The organism is Desulfobacula toluolica Tol2, assembly GCF_000307105.1.
GTDB classification, from domain to species: domain Bacteria; phylum Desulfobacterota; class Desulfobacteria; order Desulfobacterales; family Desulfobacteraceae; genus Desulfobacula; species Desulfobacula toluolica.
Map to the genome: position 1 here is coordinate 2,257,188 of NC_018645.1, position 16,189 is coordinate 2,273,376.

The 16,189-nt window shown below is 39.4% G+C and carries 14 protein-coding genes; all 14 read left to right on the top strand.

Going from position 1 to position 16,189, the window contains the following annotated elements; translation table 11 throughout:
* Positions 1-23: 23 nt before the first annotated feature.
* A complete protein-coding gene (locus TOL2_RS24860; protein ID WP_158406097.1) occupies positions 24-188 on the top strand; it encodes a hypothetical protein in 165 nt (54 codons plus the stop codon).
* Between the two features lie 56 nt (positions 189-244).
* Entirely contained in the window at positions 245-769 is a 525-nt protein-coding gene (locus TOL2_RS25485) for a YIP1 family protein (protein WP_014957425.1), read from the top strand.
* A gap of 65 nt (positions 770-834) precedes the next feature.
* Positions 835-1,737, top strand: a complete 903-nt coding sequence (locus TOL2_RS10375; RefSeq protein WP_014957426.1) for a response regulator — start codon at positions 835-837, stop codon at positions 1,735-1,737.
* 421 nt (positions 1,738-2,158) lie between these two features.
* Entirely contained in the window at positions 2,159-2,845 is a 687-nt protein-coding gene (locus TOL2_RS10380) for a CBS and ACT domain-containing protein (RefSeq protein WP_232508119.1), read from the top strand.
* Positions 2,846-2,857: 12 nt separating this feature from the next.
* Positions 2,858-3,541: a CBS and ACT domain-containing protein gene (locus tag TOL2_RS10385; protein WP_014957428.1), complete on the top strand. Its 684-nt coding sequence runs from the start codon at positions 2,858-2,860 to the stop codon at positions 3,539-3,541.
* Between the two features lie 12 nt (positions 3,542-3,553).
* Positions 3,554-4,048 carry a universal stress protein gene (locus tag TOL2_RS10390; RefSeq protein WP_014957429.1) on the top strand — a complete coding sequence of 165 codons (495 nt, stop codon included), beginning with the start codon at positions 3,554-3,556 and terminating at the stop codon, positions 4,046-4,048.
* Positions 4,049-4,129: 81 nt separating this feature from the next.
* Positions 4,130-6,814 carry a bifunctional acetate--CoA ligase family protein/GNAT family N-acetyltransferase gene (locus TOL2_RS10395; protein WP_014957430.1) on the top strand — a complete coding sequence of 895 codons (2,685 nt, stop codon included), beginning with the start codon at positions 4,130-4,132 and terminating at the stop codon, positions 6,812-6,814.
* A gap of 227 nt (positions 6,815-7,041) precedes the next feature.
* Positions 7,042-9,849: a hypothetical protein gene (locus TOL2_RS10400; protein WP_014957431.1), complete on the top strand. Its 2,808-nt coding sequence runs from the start codon at positions 7,042-7,044 to the stop codon at positions 9,847-9,849.
* 275 nt (positions 9,850-10,124) lie between these two features.
* Positions 10,125-11,891 carry a sensor histidine kinase gene (locus TOL2_RS10405; RefSeq protein WP_014957432.1) on the top strand — a complete coding sequence of 589 codons (1,767 nt, stop codon included), beginning with the start codon at positions 10,125-10,127 and terminating at the stop codon, positions 11,889-11,891.
* 11 nt (positions 11,892-11,902) lie between these two features.
* Positions 11,903-12,334, top strand: coding sequence for a response regulator (locus TOL2_RS10410; RefSeq protein ID WP_014957433.1), 432 nt, complete (start codon positions 11,903-11,905; stop codon positions 12,332-12,334).
* A gap of 16 nt (positions 12,335-12,350) precedes the next feature.
* Positions 12,351-12,764: a response regulator gene (locus TOL2_RS10415; RefSeq protein ID WP_014957434.1), complete on the top strand. Its 414-nt coding sequence runs from the start codon at positions 12,351-12,353 to the stop codon at positions 12,762-12,764.
* 41 nt (positions 12,765-12,805) lie between these two features.
* Positions 12,806-14,386, top strand: coding sequence for an SLC13 family permease (locus TOL2_RS10420; protein ID WP_014957435.1), 1,581 nt, complete (start codon positions 12,806-12,808; stop codon positions 14,384-14,386).
* Between the two features lie 37 nt (positions 14,387-14,423).
* A complete protein-coding gene (locus TOL2_RS10425) occupies positions 14,424-15,566 on the top strand; it encodes a hybrid sensor histidine kinase/response regulator (protein WP_083863560.1) in 1,143 nt (380 codons plus the stop codon).
* A 115-nt stretch (positions 15,567-15,681) separates the two neighbouring features.
* Positions 15,682-16,122, top strand: coding sequence for a sigma-54-dependent transcriptional regulator (locus tag TOL2_RS10430; RefSeq protein ID WP_014957437.1), 441 nt, complete (start codon positions 15,682-15,684; stop codon positions 16,120-16,122).
* The last annotated feature ends 67 nt before the right edge of the window (positions 16,123-16,189 follow it).

Here is a 16,189-nt window from a genome sequence, read left to right on the forward strand (position 1 = left end):
CTTAATTTTAAACGGATGCTGTTATGAATAAACAAGTAGACATAAAACAAGACATGAAAAATACAAAATCAAAGAAAATAATAGTGAAAAACACAAAATTGTTTTTCAGCAAAGAGACTGAACGTAAAATTTTTTTCTTTATGACAATTATCATGCTTTTTTTAGGTTTGATTACAAGACTGGTATGACCTGTGAACAAGCACATGATTGATTCAGACAAAGATATCTAAAGGAGAGTGCGATTATGTTGGAATCAAGTTTAAAAGCATGGCAGTTTTACTCTTATTCACTGATTCAGCTTTTGATAGAACCAGGACAGTTTTTTAAGGAGCTTCCGGAAAAGGCAACCTTGAGAAAAACTTTGGGATTTATGGTGATTTCCTGTGTTTTTTTCACCATTGCAAGTCTTTTAACCGGGGCATATTCTAAACCTGTCTGGATAATGGCTGTCATTTTTTTTGCCAATGCGTCAGGAATGATACTTATCTCGTCAGTGTTGGGGTATATTTCAATGGCAATGATTCTGGGTAAACGCACCTCTTTTTTTATCATTTTCAGTCTGTATGTATTTTCATCCGGGGTTACCCTGTTTATATCGTGGCTTCCTTTTCTCTTATGGTTTTCAGAGCCTTGGAAATGGTGGCTTATATATACGGGTTTTAAAAACACCTGCATGTTAACATGGAAACAGGTATTGTTTATTTTGCTGGTTTCCATGACCATTCAGTTTTTTTTGATATATTCAGCAATCATGGCATTCGTTAATTAAGGATAAAATCCGATAATATCGCACAAATAGTATAAAAAGCACTGATCAATAAGGAGACAACACAAATGACAAAAAAAATAAAAGTGTTAATGGTTGATGATGAAAAAAGATTCAGGGAGACAACCAAAAAAATATTGATGAAAAAAGGTTTTGAAACAATTCTTGCAGAAAGTGGCGAGGAAGCTCTTGAAAAAATATCAGAAGCCCCTGATGTGGTTATTTTGGATATTAAAATGCCGGGAATTGACGGCCACGAGGCCCTTGCAAGAATAAAAAAAATCAATCCTGATCTGCCGGTTATCATGCTGACCGGCCACGGGGGCATACCTTCAGCAAGAGAAGCCCTGGTTGAAGGGGCGTTTGATTATCTGAGCAAACCCTGTGATATTGATTTGCTGGCGGAAAAGATAAAGGAAGCCTGTCAACTGCCCGGTGAGTTATCCGACAAAGAAGAAAGAAAGGTTACATCTGTTATGATTCCCATTACAGAGTATACCACTATAAATGAAAATAAAACCATATTTGAGGCACTAAACGAACTTAAAAAATCCTTTATTACAAAAATGGCAACAAACCGGCTCATGGAAACCGGTCACCGGTCTATTCTTGTGAAAGGGGATGATAACGAGGTAAACGGAATTTTAACCATCAGAGATCTTTTGGAAATGATCATGCCGGCCTATCTTACCGCACCCAAGCCATCCCTGGCAGACAGTATTGAATATTCTCCAATGTTTTGGAAAGGAATGTTCAGTAAGGGGATCATTGCGATAAAAGACAAATGCATAAGTGATGTCATGTCTCCTTCTCCTGTTTCCATTGAGAGCAATTCCAACCTGATGGAGGCTGCATATCTCATGATTTATAAAAATGAAAGACGCCTTCTTGTGACATTGTCAGGCAAAACAGTTGGTGTGATAAGAGAACAGGATTTGTTTTTTGAAATGGAAAAAATTTTAAATTCATAGGACATGAGTTGTTTTCTTTTAAAATAATTAAATTTTAGGATTTAAACTATAGTAAACAGGGTCAGGTTTGTTTTATTGTGATGTTTATCAAAAATATTATTTTCTGGTAAAAAAATGCAATAATGCAAGCTTGACCCTACTGATTTTTCTACTGATTTGGCTTTGTTTGTTTTTCCCGGCCTATTTTTTTTAAAATCATATCAAATTACTTCTTTTTTGCCTGTGTCAGCTTTTTTTACAACCTGCATGATTGTTGTCTGTATTTTTTGAAAAACCGGCTGTCTTTTTTGTGCTTTGTGAACCATAGAAGCCTTATAACAGTGGATTTTGTTTTTTTTATAAAACTGGCACGTCAATTGCTACTAAAAGAATATAACAGGCAAGGGTCTGTTAAGAATGATGCGTAAATTACAGGAGATGAATGATGTTGATAAAAGAATGGATGAGCAGATCCGTAATTACTATAAACTATAACGAATCTTTGAAAAATGCGGCCAAATTATTTCAGACAAAGGTGATTTCCATGCTTCCTGTTTTAAAAAACGGAGAGTTGATTGGTATCGTAACTGACGGTGATATTAAAGAAGCCACCCCTTCTGAATCACCGGCTCTGGATAAGTTTGAAATTTTTTCATTAATGGATTCCGTTAGAATTGAGTCTGTCATGACCAGCCCTGTTGTCACAATTCATTCTGATCATACGGTTGATGAGGCAGCTGGAATAATGTTGAGCAAAGGAATATCAGGAGTGCCGGTTGTTGATTCTGAAGGTTCGCTGGAGGGTGTTCTTACGAAAAGCGATATTTTTCGATGCTTTGTGTCTTTTACCGGAGTTTCAAACAATGGACAGGTGTTTGCATTTAATTTGCCGGACAAACCCGGCATTATAAAAAATTTAACAGATATGATAATGAACAGTGGCGGAAGGCTGTGCAGCATCATGACCTCTTACGATGATATAGAAGAAGGACTTCGAAAAGTATTTTTTCATACCTTTGACATTGATCCCGACAATTTTGACAAGCTGGTTGAACAATTTAACAGGGCAGGGGAACTGCTTTATGTAGCTGATCTGTCAAGGGGATTTCGGAAAATAATTAGGAGATAAAGGAGGTGTAATGTGGTTATACAAGAATGGATGAGCAGATCCGTCATTACCATAGAATATAACGAGTCTTTGAATGATGCTGCCAAATTGTTTCGGACAAGGGTGATTTCCATTCTTCCTGTTTTGAAAAATGGAGAGCTTTCCGGTATTGTCACTGATGGTGATATAAAAAAAGCCACACCTTCTGATGCCACGACCCTGGATAAATTTGAGATTGTATCTTTATTGGATTCCATTAGTGTTGAGTCGGTCATGTCCAAGCCTGCTGTTACTATTCATTCTGATCATACGGTTGACGAAGCTGCCGGAATCATGCTGAGCAAAGGGATATCAGGAATGCCGGTGGTTGATAAGGCAGGTTTGCTGGAGGGTATCCTTACAAAAAGCGATGTTTTTAGATGTTTTGTGTCTTTTACAGGTGTTTCAAACAAAGGGCAGGTGTTTGCATTTAATTTGCCGGACAAACCCGGCATTATAAAAAATTTAACGGATATGATTCGGAACAGTGGTGGCAGGTTGTGCAGTATCATGACCTCTTATGATGATATGGAAGACGGTTTTAGAAAGGTGTTTTTTCATACATTTGACATTGATTCCGACAATTTTGACAGCTTGGTTGAAAAGTTTCATGGAATAGGGGAACTGCTTTATGTGGCTGATTTGTCAAGGGGATTAAGAAAAATTATTAAAAGATAAAGGAGAATTGCAATGAGTAAAATAAACAAAATATTAGCATGTGTTGATCTTTCTGAATATTCTTTGATGACATTGAAGTATTCTGTAGAGTTTGCAAAAGGATCAAAGGCTCAAATCATTATTTTAAATGTTATCAATCAAAGGGATATCAACGGTGTTGAAATGGTCAGTGGTTATTTCCCCGGTTATTTTTCAAATGAAATCAATGCACAAGACTATATCAGGGAATTAAGAAAAGATAGGCATGAAAGAATAAAAAATTTGATAGATGAAAATTTTTCCGATGAAAAATCAAAGATGACCATAAAAGTTGATGAGGGGGTTCCGTTTGAATGTATCCTGAACGCTGCAAAAACAGAGAAAGTCGATTTGATAGTGATGGCCAACAAGGGCAGGGGAAACCTGTCAAGAGTTCTTTTTGGCAGTGTTGCTGAAAAGGTATTTCGGCATTCTTCGGTTCCGGTCGTCAGTGTAAGGGATGAAATGAAATTCATCAGGAGCAAATAAAAGAGAAATGACAGAGTGTTTGAACTGTTTTAACAGACTATGTCCGATGGGGTGGCTTTCATAAATGTGGGAGGATGAAGGATGAGTACACTTAATTTGCACAGACTGTTTAACCCGAAATCAGTGGCAGTGGTTGGAGCCAGTGAAAAAAAGAGTTCGGTTGGATTTTCAATTATGAGCAATCTTTTAAAAAATGGGTTCAGGGGAGATATTTTTCCTGTTAATCCAAACCATACAAGTGTCATGGGTTTGCCTTCGTTTAAAAATATTGAAGAGATCGAATCGGATATGGACATGGCTGTCATTGCAACGCCCATACAGTTTGTTCCTCCTATTGTTGAATCTTGTGGGAAAGCGGGTTTGGCAGGTGCTGTTATAGTATCGTCCGGCGGAAAAGAGATCGGAAAACAAGGACAGGCGATTGAAGCAAAAATTCTGGAAAAGGCCAAAAAATATAATCTGCGTATTGTCGGACCCAATTGTTTGGGAGTGGTGAACACTTCAAAGGCTCTTAATGCAAGTTTTGCACATCTGTCCCCTTTGTCAGGTAAAATTGCCTTTCTTTCCCAGAGTGGCGCAGTGTGTACCTCTGTTTTGGATCTTGCACATCGCGAAAAGATAGGGTTCAGTCATTTTATCAGTCTTGGCTCAATGGTGGATGTGGATTTTGCAGATATGATTGATTATCTGGGATCTTTGAGTTCTGTGGAAAGTATTGTCATGTACATGGAGAATATCACCAATATTCGAAATTTCATGAGTGCGGCCCGGGCAGTTTCCAGGATAAAACCCATTATCGCCTTGAAATCAGGCAGATCAGAAGCCGGGGCCAGGGCGGCGGCATCCCATACAGGTGCCCTGGCAGGTGAAGATGCGATTTATGACGCAGCATTTCGCCGGGCCGGAATTATACGGGTAAATGAATTTGAAGAATTATTGGACTGTTCTGAATTTTTATCAAAACTGGGCCGTCCTTCAGTATCCGGCCTTACAATTATTACCAATGCAGGCGGGCCGGGCGTTATGGCCGCAGACGCCCTGGCCTCCCATGGAATGGAACCGGTGCAGCTCAGTTCCGAAACCATTGAAAAGCTGGATAAAATTCTTCCGGAAAACTGGAGCCGGGCAAATCCCATAGATATCCTCGGGGATACAGCAGCCGAGATTTATATTGAGGTGGCAAAAATATGTGCCAAATCAGAAGAAACTGATGCCTTGCTGTTGCTGTGTTCTCCGGCCGGGACAATGGATACGTTTAAGCTGGCAAACGATTTGACAAATTTTTTAAAAACCTTGTCTTGTCCGATTTTTACGGCATGGATAGGAGGGGATAATGTTCAACAGGCCCGGCAGGTGTTAAATCAAGCCGGTATTGTGACCTATGATTCGGCAGAGCGGGCGGTCCGGGCTTTTAAAAATTTCTATCAATATGGCCGTAATATTGAAACATTATTGGAAATTCCCGTTCGAACAGATAAAAAATTGATTATCAACCGGTCAAAGGCTGAAAATATAATCAAAAAGGCTATTTCCAACAAAGTTGACAGTTTGACGGAGATACAGGCCAAAAACCTTCTTCAATCTTATGGAATTCCAGTAAATACAACCCAGCTGGCTGAATCGGAAGCCACGGCTGTAAGACTATCCGAGCAGATCGGATATCCGGTTGTTTTGAAAATCTGTTCAAGGCAAATTCTTCATAAATCAGATTGCGATGGAGTAATCCTGAATCTTAAAACAGCCGGCGAGGTTAAAAAAGCGTTTGCTCAAATAATTGAAAAAGCAAAGGAATTTGCGCCCAAGGCTGTTATTGAAGGTGTAACCGTTCAAGCCATGCAGAATCCGGCAGATTATGAGTTGATCATCGGTGCTAAAACAGATCCCAATTTCGGACCGGTGATTGTTTTTGGGATGGGAGGTGTCATGACCGAAGTTTTCAGGGATACTGCAATTGGTCTGCCTCCATTGAACAGGCTTCTTGCCCGACAGATGATCGAAGAAACCAAAATATCAAAGGTTATAAAGGGATTTAGAAATTTCAGACCGGTCAGCATTTCATTGCTGGAGGAATTGTTGATAAGGACGGGAAGGCTGGTTACGGATTTCCCGCAAATCAATGCACTGGATATCAATCCGTTAATGGTTGAAAATGGTGAGATAACGGCTGTGGATGCCAGGGTTATTGTTTGCAAACCATCTGTTACGTCCCCCGGGCATTTGATCATCAGTTCCTATCCATGGCAGTATGAAAGAAAAGATTATACAGTCAATGGTCATGAATTTTTTATAAGGCCTCTTCGACCCAGTGATGTGGATTTGCTGATAGAGCATTTTTATTCACTGTCACCCAAAAGTATTTATATGAGATTTTTTTCACCTGTAAAACAATTGTCCAAAACCATGCTTATCAAATTAACCCAGATTGATTATGACAGGGAAATTGCTCTTGTCGCACTGATGGGAGAAGGCAAGGATAAAAAAATGGTCGGTGTATGCAGAATTATTCTAGAATCCGACAAGACCCGGGGTGAGTTTGCAACGGCCATAAGTGATGGCTGGCATGGTAAGGGGATTGGTTCATCTCTTCTCAAACAATGCCTTAAGGCAGCTCAGAGCAGGGGAGTAAAGCATGTGGTTGGATTTGTCCTGGCTGAAAATACACAAATGCTGATGCTGGGCAGAAAATTGGGATTTTCTTTAAAACGGGCTTCCAATTCAGGAGAATATGAAATAACTATTGATTTTGAAAATATGCATTTTGATTAGACGGTTTTAAATATAGTTTTTCAGGGGGTATAAAAATAAAGCAGTTCTTTTTTGACAAACGAGACCATGAACTTATCCGTATTGTTAATTCAGTCTATGATGCAGATAACACCCTTGGGTATACCCGTAAATTATATTATCCTTTTTTTCACCCTCTGGGGATAAAGGAACTGGCTGAATCCAAAGGACTTAGGACTGCATATTCTATTGTAAACCTTCTCGAGTCAATGGAGAGAGGACAGATAGAAAATCGTCTGCAAGCTCTTAAAGGCCTGAATGATGATATTTTCAGCACGGCTGACGGCCCCATGGCAAAAAATACTGCCAGGGTTCTGCTTCAAATAATGAAGGAGCTTGTCAGGGCAAAAGGAGATTATCCTCTTCAACTGCGCCTGGCGCATGATTTTCGCATGGCAGCCTTTGGAAAACCCAGGATTGTCAGAAGACTGCTCAAACATTACCATCTTCTGGAAATGCCTGAAGAATGGAACCAGATCACCTTTGACGACCATGTGCATGATGCCAATACATCGGGCCGCAAATCTCCTACCCATCTTATCATGGATGCCTGGATAAAGGGGATTCGCCGGTTAAGAGTGATTTATTACCATTATATTGAACCCAGATTTGCCGCAGAACTCATCGAAGCTGCAAGGATTATGGAAATTGATCTTAGAATCGGTATTGAATTCTGGGCAGCTTACCGGAATAGCACTATCTCATTGATCTGGGTATCCAGGGGGCTTCCTGATGTTGATACTTTCCTGTGTTTTCTTGCCGAACCCCATGTGGTTGAATTTATGGAACAGGGAAAGGCGGTTTTAAAATTTCAGGAAAAATGTGTGTTACGCCTTTTGTCTGATTTCAATGAGCAGAAGTTTGACACCTTGTGCCGGGATTTTGATATTGATATGAAACGGCCTGTGCCAGAGGAGTTTTTGCGGTTTGCATTTCCCGGACAGCCCTCGGTTCTTCATCTTGGAGAGTATATTCATTCTCTGGCAATTTTTGCCATGAAAGAGCGAATCAAAGATTTAAATCAGATGTTTAGTATGGCTGATGCCGAGGAACAGCAAAAGATAAAACAAATGGTGGAAAAAATGGACTGTTTTAGTGCCCAGGACATTATTTCCAACTATTTGCGCCTGTCCCAACATCATGGTATGCCCATGCTGTTTGATATCTGCAATGATATTGATTTGCCTGACAGGCTTAAAATAAATTTCAAAGAACTTCTTGTTAATATTGAAAAGCTTCATCATGGTTTTAGAATTACCCTTAATCTGGGCGACCTGAAACCCGAAGACGTTCTTGAGATTCTTTATGAAAGCAATGGTCTGGTTACCCGGCTTGAAATCGTAAATTTAAAAGATTTTATTCTCGGCAAGACAGATCATATCTTTTCAGTTAATGCGCTTCAAGAAGCCATTAATGACGGAAGCCTGTTAAAGCTCAAACGGGTGGTCCGGCAAATTATCACGAGTGTGGAACAGTCTGATTATGTTGATAAGACAGACCGGTTGAAAAAACTTGTGGATGTTCTCCATGATATTGATGCACTCAAAAACATGTATTCAGTAAGGCCGCTCAAATCCAGGTTGGGCAGTGATTCAAACGGAAGATCCAATCAAACTTATGGAATGGGATTTGGTATTGTAAACACACTGACTTTCAGAGCAAAAAAAGAGATCCAAAAATATACCAGGGACAGATTGATTCTTCCGGCAAACATCAAAGTAAACCAGAGGGTGACCTCTTTTCCGATAAACAGTATGCATCCTGTTTTAAAATGGGTGATGAATATTTTAAAACGCTTGCCCGGTCTTGATCAAATTATGCAGGTGCAAAAAAAAGAGTGGGTCTTTGAAGCCTTTTCCATGGATATGAAACAAAAAGGTAATATTGTTACTCTTGGCGGAATACAAAAGGACATCAGAAACGGTCTTCGACTTGATTTGCCGGACAGTGAAAAAAATATTACGGAAAAATCCTGGAACAATCTTAATACACGACTTAAAAACGGCTTTAAAGTGATTATTGGTTTTATTCCTGCATTTATCTGTTTTGCGCTTACCAAAGATTGGTGGTTTCTGGCCTATTTCGGCGCATTCATCTGGTTTGGTATTACCGGTATTCGAAATGTTTTACAATCTGTTCTCGGGGGAGGCGGCCTTCGAAGATCCTCCCTGCTCAAATGGAATGATTATATCAGCTGGGAGCGACTGACAGACTCCCTGCTGTATACAGGTTTTTCAGTTCCGCTTTTGGATTATGTGATTAAAACCGTTCTCCTTGATAAGACTTTTGGCATAAATATAACTTCCAGTCCTATGGTATTGTATTCCTGTATGGCGCTTGCCAACGGGATTTATCTTTCCACTCATAATGCTTTTCGCGGATTTCCCAAAGGTGTTATAACCGGTAATTTTTTCAGGAGTATTCTTTCCATTCCTGTTGCAGTCGTGTTCAGCAGCATGGTTGGCGGGATGTTAAGTTTTTTTGGTGTTGCTGCTGTTGAGGCTGTTCTTCAAAAATGGGCTACCATCATTTCAAAAGCAGCGTCAGATACCGTTGCGGGAATTATAGAAGGGACGGCAGATCGGTTTCATAATATGGGCCTTCGCAAAAGGGATATAAAAAAGAAATTTTCAGACCTGTTTGATACCTATTCAAAATTGGAATTTCTTTTTCCTGAAGTTGAAGAACTCAAGATTCTTGAGAAATCAGAAGAATTATTTAACAGCAGAAATTCCGAGGTAAAGGATCTTGCTCGAATGATTATTATTAATTCTCTTGATTTGTTTTATTTCTGGATGTATCTGCCAAGGGCACGAACCGTTATGATTGATATGGTTTCACGGCTGACTCCGGAAGAAAAAATTATTTTTTTGCAGTCCCAGAAAATACTGGAACACGAGCAGTATATCAGCAGGCTATTTGTTGATGGTATTCTGGGCAGGAATTTTTCACGCCCCTTATCATTTTACCTGACAACATATAAAAATTATCTGTATTCCATCGAAAAAATCAATTAACTTAAATTCGGCAAAGTCTTAAAAGTTAAACTAACAAAGATTATTTTACAAAATACTGGTCAATTTATTGACTGTTAGTCAATTTGTTTTACTGCCTGTAAAAAAAACTGACATGTCTGGGCGTGGTGTCAGATGTTTTTACAGATTGAATAGTACTGTTTTTTTAATGTGTTATGTTATGTTACGGTTTTCGTAATGTTTGGCATGTATTTTGATATAAAATAATAAGCAAATGAGAGGAAATAAAAATAAAAAGTGTAAAAGGGAAAAACATAATGGAACAATCTTTACCAGAACGAAAAGCTTTTTATCAGATATTGACAAGAAAAATGACAGTTTTGATATTAATTGTTTCATTTTTTCCCATGATATTAACAACCGGCATTCTTTTTTATCGATTTAACCTGACATATACTGAAAAAATCCAGGCTCACATTTCAGAACTGGTTCAACGGCACACCCAGAATATTGATACTTTTTTACTGGAAAAATTAGGGAATATTCAGTTTATAGCCCGGTATTTTGACAGTAAGCCCCAGATCCCAACGCAATTTCTTCAAACTAATCTGACATTATTAAAAAATGAATATGGAGATGTCTTTACTGATTTGGGACTGGTCAATGAAAATGGTATTCAGTTTGCTTATGAAGGGCCTTTTAAACTTGAAAATGCAGATTATTCAAAGGCTGAATGGTTTTTGAACGCAGTAGACAAACCGTTTTATATCAGTGATGTGTTTGCCGGGTTAAGGGGACATCCCCATTTTATTATTGCCATCAAGGTTAAATCAAATGATTCCGACTATATTTTACGGTCAACCATCAATTTCGGAGCCTTTAATTCTCTGGTGGAAAACATTCATATCGGTGAAACCGGAATAGCCTTTATTGTTAACAGTAAAGGGCAATTGCAAACCAAAACCGACATGGGATTCAACCCGTCAATCATTGCATCAATGGTTGACCGCAGGGGGCATAACAAGAATGAAACGGTTTTTGAAAAAAAACATGATGCCTCTGGAAATCAATTCTTGTGTGTAACGTCAATGCTTAAAAACATTGACTGGATAATGGTGTTTCGTCAGGATATCAGTGATGCTTTTCATGATTTATGGAAAACACAGCTTCTCACTTTGATCATATTTGTTTTTGGATGCATTGCTATTCTTTCAGTCGCCTTTATGCTTCCCCGCAATATTGTCGAGCTGATTTCAAGTGCGGACAAAAAGAGCGAGGTCATGAACAAACAGGTGATTGAAAGCGGAAAACTGGCAACTATAGGTGAACTTGCCGCAGGCATTGCCCATGAAATCAATAATCCGGTTGCCATTATGGTTGAAGAGGCCGGATGGATAGAGGATCTTCTTGAAGAAGAGGATTTAAACGGATCTGAAAATTTTGATGAATTCAAGCGGGCCCTGCGCCAGATCAACACCCAGGGAAAACGATGCAAGGAGATTACTCATAAGCTGCTCAGTTTTGCCAGGAAAACGGATTCCACAATCAATGATGTCCAAATTAATGATGCCATCAAAGAAATTGTTTCTCTGACTGCTCAAATGGCAAGATATAATAATGTCATGATTAAAACAAAACTGAACCAGGGGATTCCTTATATCAGGATATCTCCTTCTGAACTGCAGCAGGTTATTCTTAATTTAATCAATAACGCCATTGATGCAATGGAAAAAAGCGGTGGAACAATTACGATTGAAACAAACGTAAGCCGGATTGAAAAGAACCAATTGGTGGTTTCAATTGAAGATGACGGGCCCGGTATCCCAAGGGATTATCTTGACAGGATATTTGATCCGTTTTTCACCACAAAAGCAGTTGGAAAAGGGACCGGGCTTGGACTTTCAATTTGTTACGGCATTATACAGAAAATGGGAGGAGAAATTGATGTCTACAGCCAGGTCGGCATCGGGACAAAATTTCGCATATGGATACCTTTTCAGGAAGATTTAATGGAAGAAAAAAAGAATGATACTGATAATCAGACCAAGGATAATCAGACCAAGGATAATCAGATAAATATATAAGGAGACTAAAAATGAAAAAAATTAAATTATTGCTTGTAGATGATGAAAAACCTTTTCTCGATACCATTACCAAACGTCTTGAAAAAAGAGACGTGAGTGTTTCTGCAGTTTACAGTGGAAAGGAGGCTTTGGATGAGCTTGAGAAAAACAGAGCTGTTGAAGTGGTCGTTCTTGATGTGAAAATGCCTGGAATGGATGGTATCCAGACATTAATTGAAATTAAAAAAAGATTTCCTCTTGTGGAAGTCATAATGCTGACAGGTCATGCCACTATAGAAACAGCAATTGACGGGATGAAGCTGGGTGCATTTGATTACCTGATGAAACCTTGTGATATCGATGTGCTGGTGAGCAAAGCAAATGATGCCGCATCAAAGAAAAGAATACATGAAGAAAAAATTACCGAAGCCCGCATAAGAGAAATTACCGAGCGGAGAGTATAAGAAAAAGAGGCAGATCATGAGCGGGAACAACAAGAACAGCATAAGCGTTTTGCTGGTTGACGATGAAAAAGGGTATTTGAATGTTTTGTCCAACAGGTTGTCCAGACGATCTATTATTGCAACAAAGGCATTTAGTGGTACCCAGGCCATACAGATACTTCGGAAAAAAGATTTTCATGTGGTGGTGCTTGACTTGAAAATGGAAGACATGGATGGAATCGAAGTTTTAAAGGTTATCAAAAGAATGGTTCCTGACCTTCCTGTGATCATATTGACTGGACACGGTTCACAAACAGCTGCCAAAGAAGGAGTTTTATTTGGTGCATTTGATTACCTGAGCAAACCATGCGAGCTTTCGGAGTTAATGGATAAAATCCATGAAGCCCACAGGCATCAACAAAAATTGTCAGATGAGTCCCATTCTGATTAATGAAAAAATATAAATATGAGTTGAGTTGTTAAGGAGAAGATATGTTTTATAAGACTAATGGATTTAAACTCTGTGTTGCGGTGTTGATAGGTGTTATTGTTTTTCTTCTTCCAAGGCCGGAAGGAACACAGTTTAAAATTTCAGGTGATACCGGCCGAATCCTTTTACAGAATGTGACACAACATTTTACTGTTATGCCTGAAGGAAAAATTCCAACAGAATCATATGTTTTAAAGGCAAACTCACCAGGTTCTCTTGAGGGAAGAGCTAAATTTTTAGAACAAAAAGCAAAGACTTTGAATCTGGATACCGTTACTGTTGATTATGTTAACGGGCTTTCACCAAAGGCTAAAAGATTTTTATCGATCCTTGCCGTTCTGGTCATATTGTTTGTAATTGAGCCGATTCCACTTGAAATAACTGCGGTTTGTATAGGGGTTTTTCTGGTCATCATGCAGATTACAGATGTAAAAACTGCGTGGGCTCCTTATATGCATCCGGTAGTTATTTTTATCATGTGCTGCCTGATTTTTGCAATTGCACTTGATAAAGCCGGTTTAACCAAACGTCTGGGATATTTTATCATCAAAAAAGCAGGAAACAGTATTACCCGGTTTACCTTTATTATTGCCATAGGACTTGGACTTGCTTCATCGTTCATGCATGATGCCGCAGCCTGTGCCATTGGAATCGTGACCATGCTGCCGCTGATGCGCGCTGTTGGTATAGAACCCCATACCAATACAGCCAAGTTTATGATGCTGTCATTGCCATTTGCCTGCTCTTGCGGCGGTATGGGAACTCTTGTGGGCGGAGGGCGATGTATGGTTTCCGCAGCTTTTTTAAAAGAATTTACAGGTATTGAGATCACTTTTTTTGACTGGATGCTATATTGCATGCCTGCAGCGTTTATTACAGTGCCGATTGCCGTATGCATTGTGTATGTGGTTTTCAGGCCTGACCCAAAATTCAAGCTGCCTGATTTTGATGAAGATTTGGGTCCAATGACGTCACTTGAGAAAAAAACAGTTGCCATTATAGCCTGTTCGTTTTTACTCTGGTTGACCAAGGGTCTTCACGGAATGGATTATTCCGTAACCGGTATGCTGGGCGTGGCTTGCCTGGTATTGTTCAAAGCATTAAAATGGCGGGATATCAATGACAACCTGGAATGGGGAACGGCATTGTTTATTTTCGGCGGCGGAATTTCACTGGGCCTGGCCATGGGGTATTCCGGGGCTGCAGATTACTTTGCCCATTTGTTTTTTCCTTTGATTCAGGGAAAAGGCTGGCTGGTTCTTTTTGTTGGCGTAGGTGTTTTCGGGGCTTTGGTAACAAACGCAATGGCTAATGTTGCTGCGGCCGCGCTGATTCTTCCCATTGTCATTCCCATGGCACAGCTTGAAGGTGTGGACCCGACGATCCTGTCCCTTTGTCTGGGAACAGCCACTTCTTTTGCCATGCTACTTGTTATCGGATGTCCCCCCAATGCCATTGCATACAGTTACCGGTATTTTAAATCATCCGATCTGACTAAAGTAGGGTTGGTTGCCACACCTGTTTTATTGACGGTTTTAGTTGTGGTTGCAGCCGTGTGGTGGAGAATCCTGGGGTTAATTTAGGATAATTTTTGTAAGATAAAGGTGTAAAGAATAAAGTATGAATAACGGCAATAATGATAGGCCCGGTCTTCTTCTGGTGGATGATGAAGATGGTTTCCGAACGACAATCGCCAAGAGGCTTGGGAAAAGAGGGTTTGTCCCTATTCAGGCTTCAAGTGGAGAAGAGTGCCTGGATATTCTTGGCCGTAAGCCTGTAGGTGTGGTTGTTCTGGATGTTAAAATGCCCGGTATAAGCGGGATTGATACATTAAAAGCTATTAAACAGGCGTATAAAAAGATTCAGGTTATTCTTTTAACAGGAAATATTACAGTTTCAGATGGAATTGAAGGAATAAAAGCAGGTGCTTTTGATTATTTAACCAAACCTGTGGAACTTGATCACCTGGTAAATAAAATCAAACAGGCCTTTGAAATGATTCGGCTGGAGGAAGAAAAACAAAAAGAGCTGGAATACCGTGCAAAGCTGGAAAAAAAAATGATTGATACGGAACGGCTAGTCTCTCTGGGCACCATGTCCACCGGCATTGCCCATGAAATAAACAATCCTCTGGCCATCATCAATGAATCTGCAGGTTTTATGAAGCAGGTGATCATTCAACCGGAAATGTCAAGGATACCCCAGAAAGAAGCATTGCTGCTGGGGATAGAAAAAATAGAAAAAAGTATTAAACGGGCCCGTAAAATTACCCATCAGCTTCTGGGCCATGTTAAAAAACAGAAATCTCAGATTTCAGAAGTTGACCTGAAAGCCTTGCTGGGTGAAACATTAGGATTGCTTGAAAGGGAAGTGGAAGAAAAAAACATACAGATTAAATGGAAAACAGATAAGAAAAAAAAGGTTCTATGGAGTGATCCTTATCAGATCCGTCAGATTCTCATAAATCTTTTGAGCAATGCGGTTCATGCGGTGAAGAATAATGGTATTATTACATTGTCTTTGTGGGAAACCGATGTTGATATCAATCTTGAAATTAAAGATAATGGAATCGGCATACCTAAAAAGAATTTAGGAAAGATATTTGATCCGTTTTTTACAACTAAACCTTTTGATGAAGGAACCGGTCTAGGGCTTTTTGTGGTTCATAAAATCATTTCCAGTCTGAGTGGTGAGGTGACGGTTGAAAGCACTTTGGGTAAGGGAAGCAGTTTTATGATTAATCTGCCAAAAAGGCTTGAATGAAAACAATGTGCGCAAATACAGTATAATGGTATGTAAATATAGTGAAATAATATATAATTATAGTAAGATACAATATGACTATTGAGATAATTAATTATTCAAGGAGTGAAGAAAAATGATAAAAATACCAGCAAAAGTCCTGATAGTTGATGACGAAAAAGATTTTGTTGAAATGTTTTCCCTGCGCCTGGAGCAGCAGGGTGAGAAAGTCTCCACAGCCTACAGTGGCAATGAGGCGTTGAAGGCTTTGGAAAAAGGAGGCATTGATGTGGTTTTCCTGGATATCAGGATGCCGGGCATGGACGGAATTGAAACTTTAAAACAGATTAAAAAGCTTTATCCCATTGTTGAAGTCATTATGCTGACAGGTCACGGGTCAACGGAAACCGCAGTGGATGGTATGAAACTGGGTGCATTTGATTATTTGATGAAACCGGCTGATTTTGAAGATATAAAAATCAAACTGGAAAATGCCAGAAAACGAAAAGATGAACACGAAGAGCGAATCCGGCAGGCTGAAGTCAGGCTTCTTCTCCGGCGAAGCGGAGATGTATAGGCGTTTATATGTATTTGTATAAAGCGGGTATGAATTAAAATTTTCTAAATTCAAGAGGTTAAAAGGT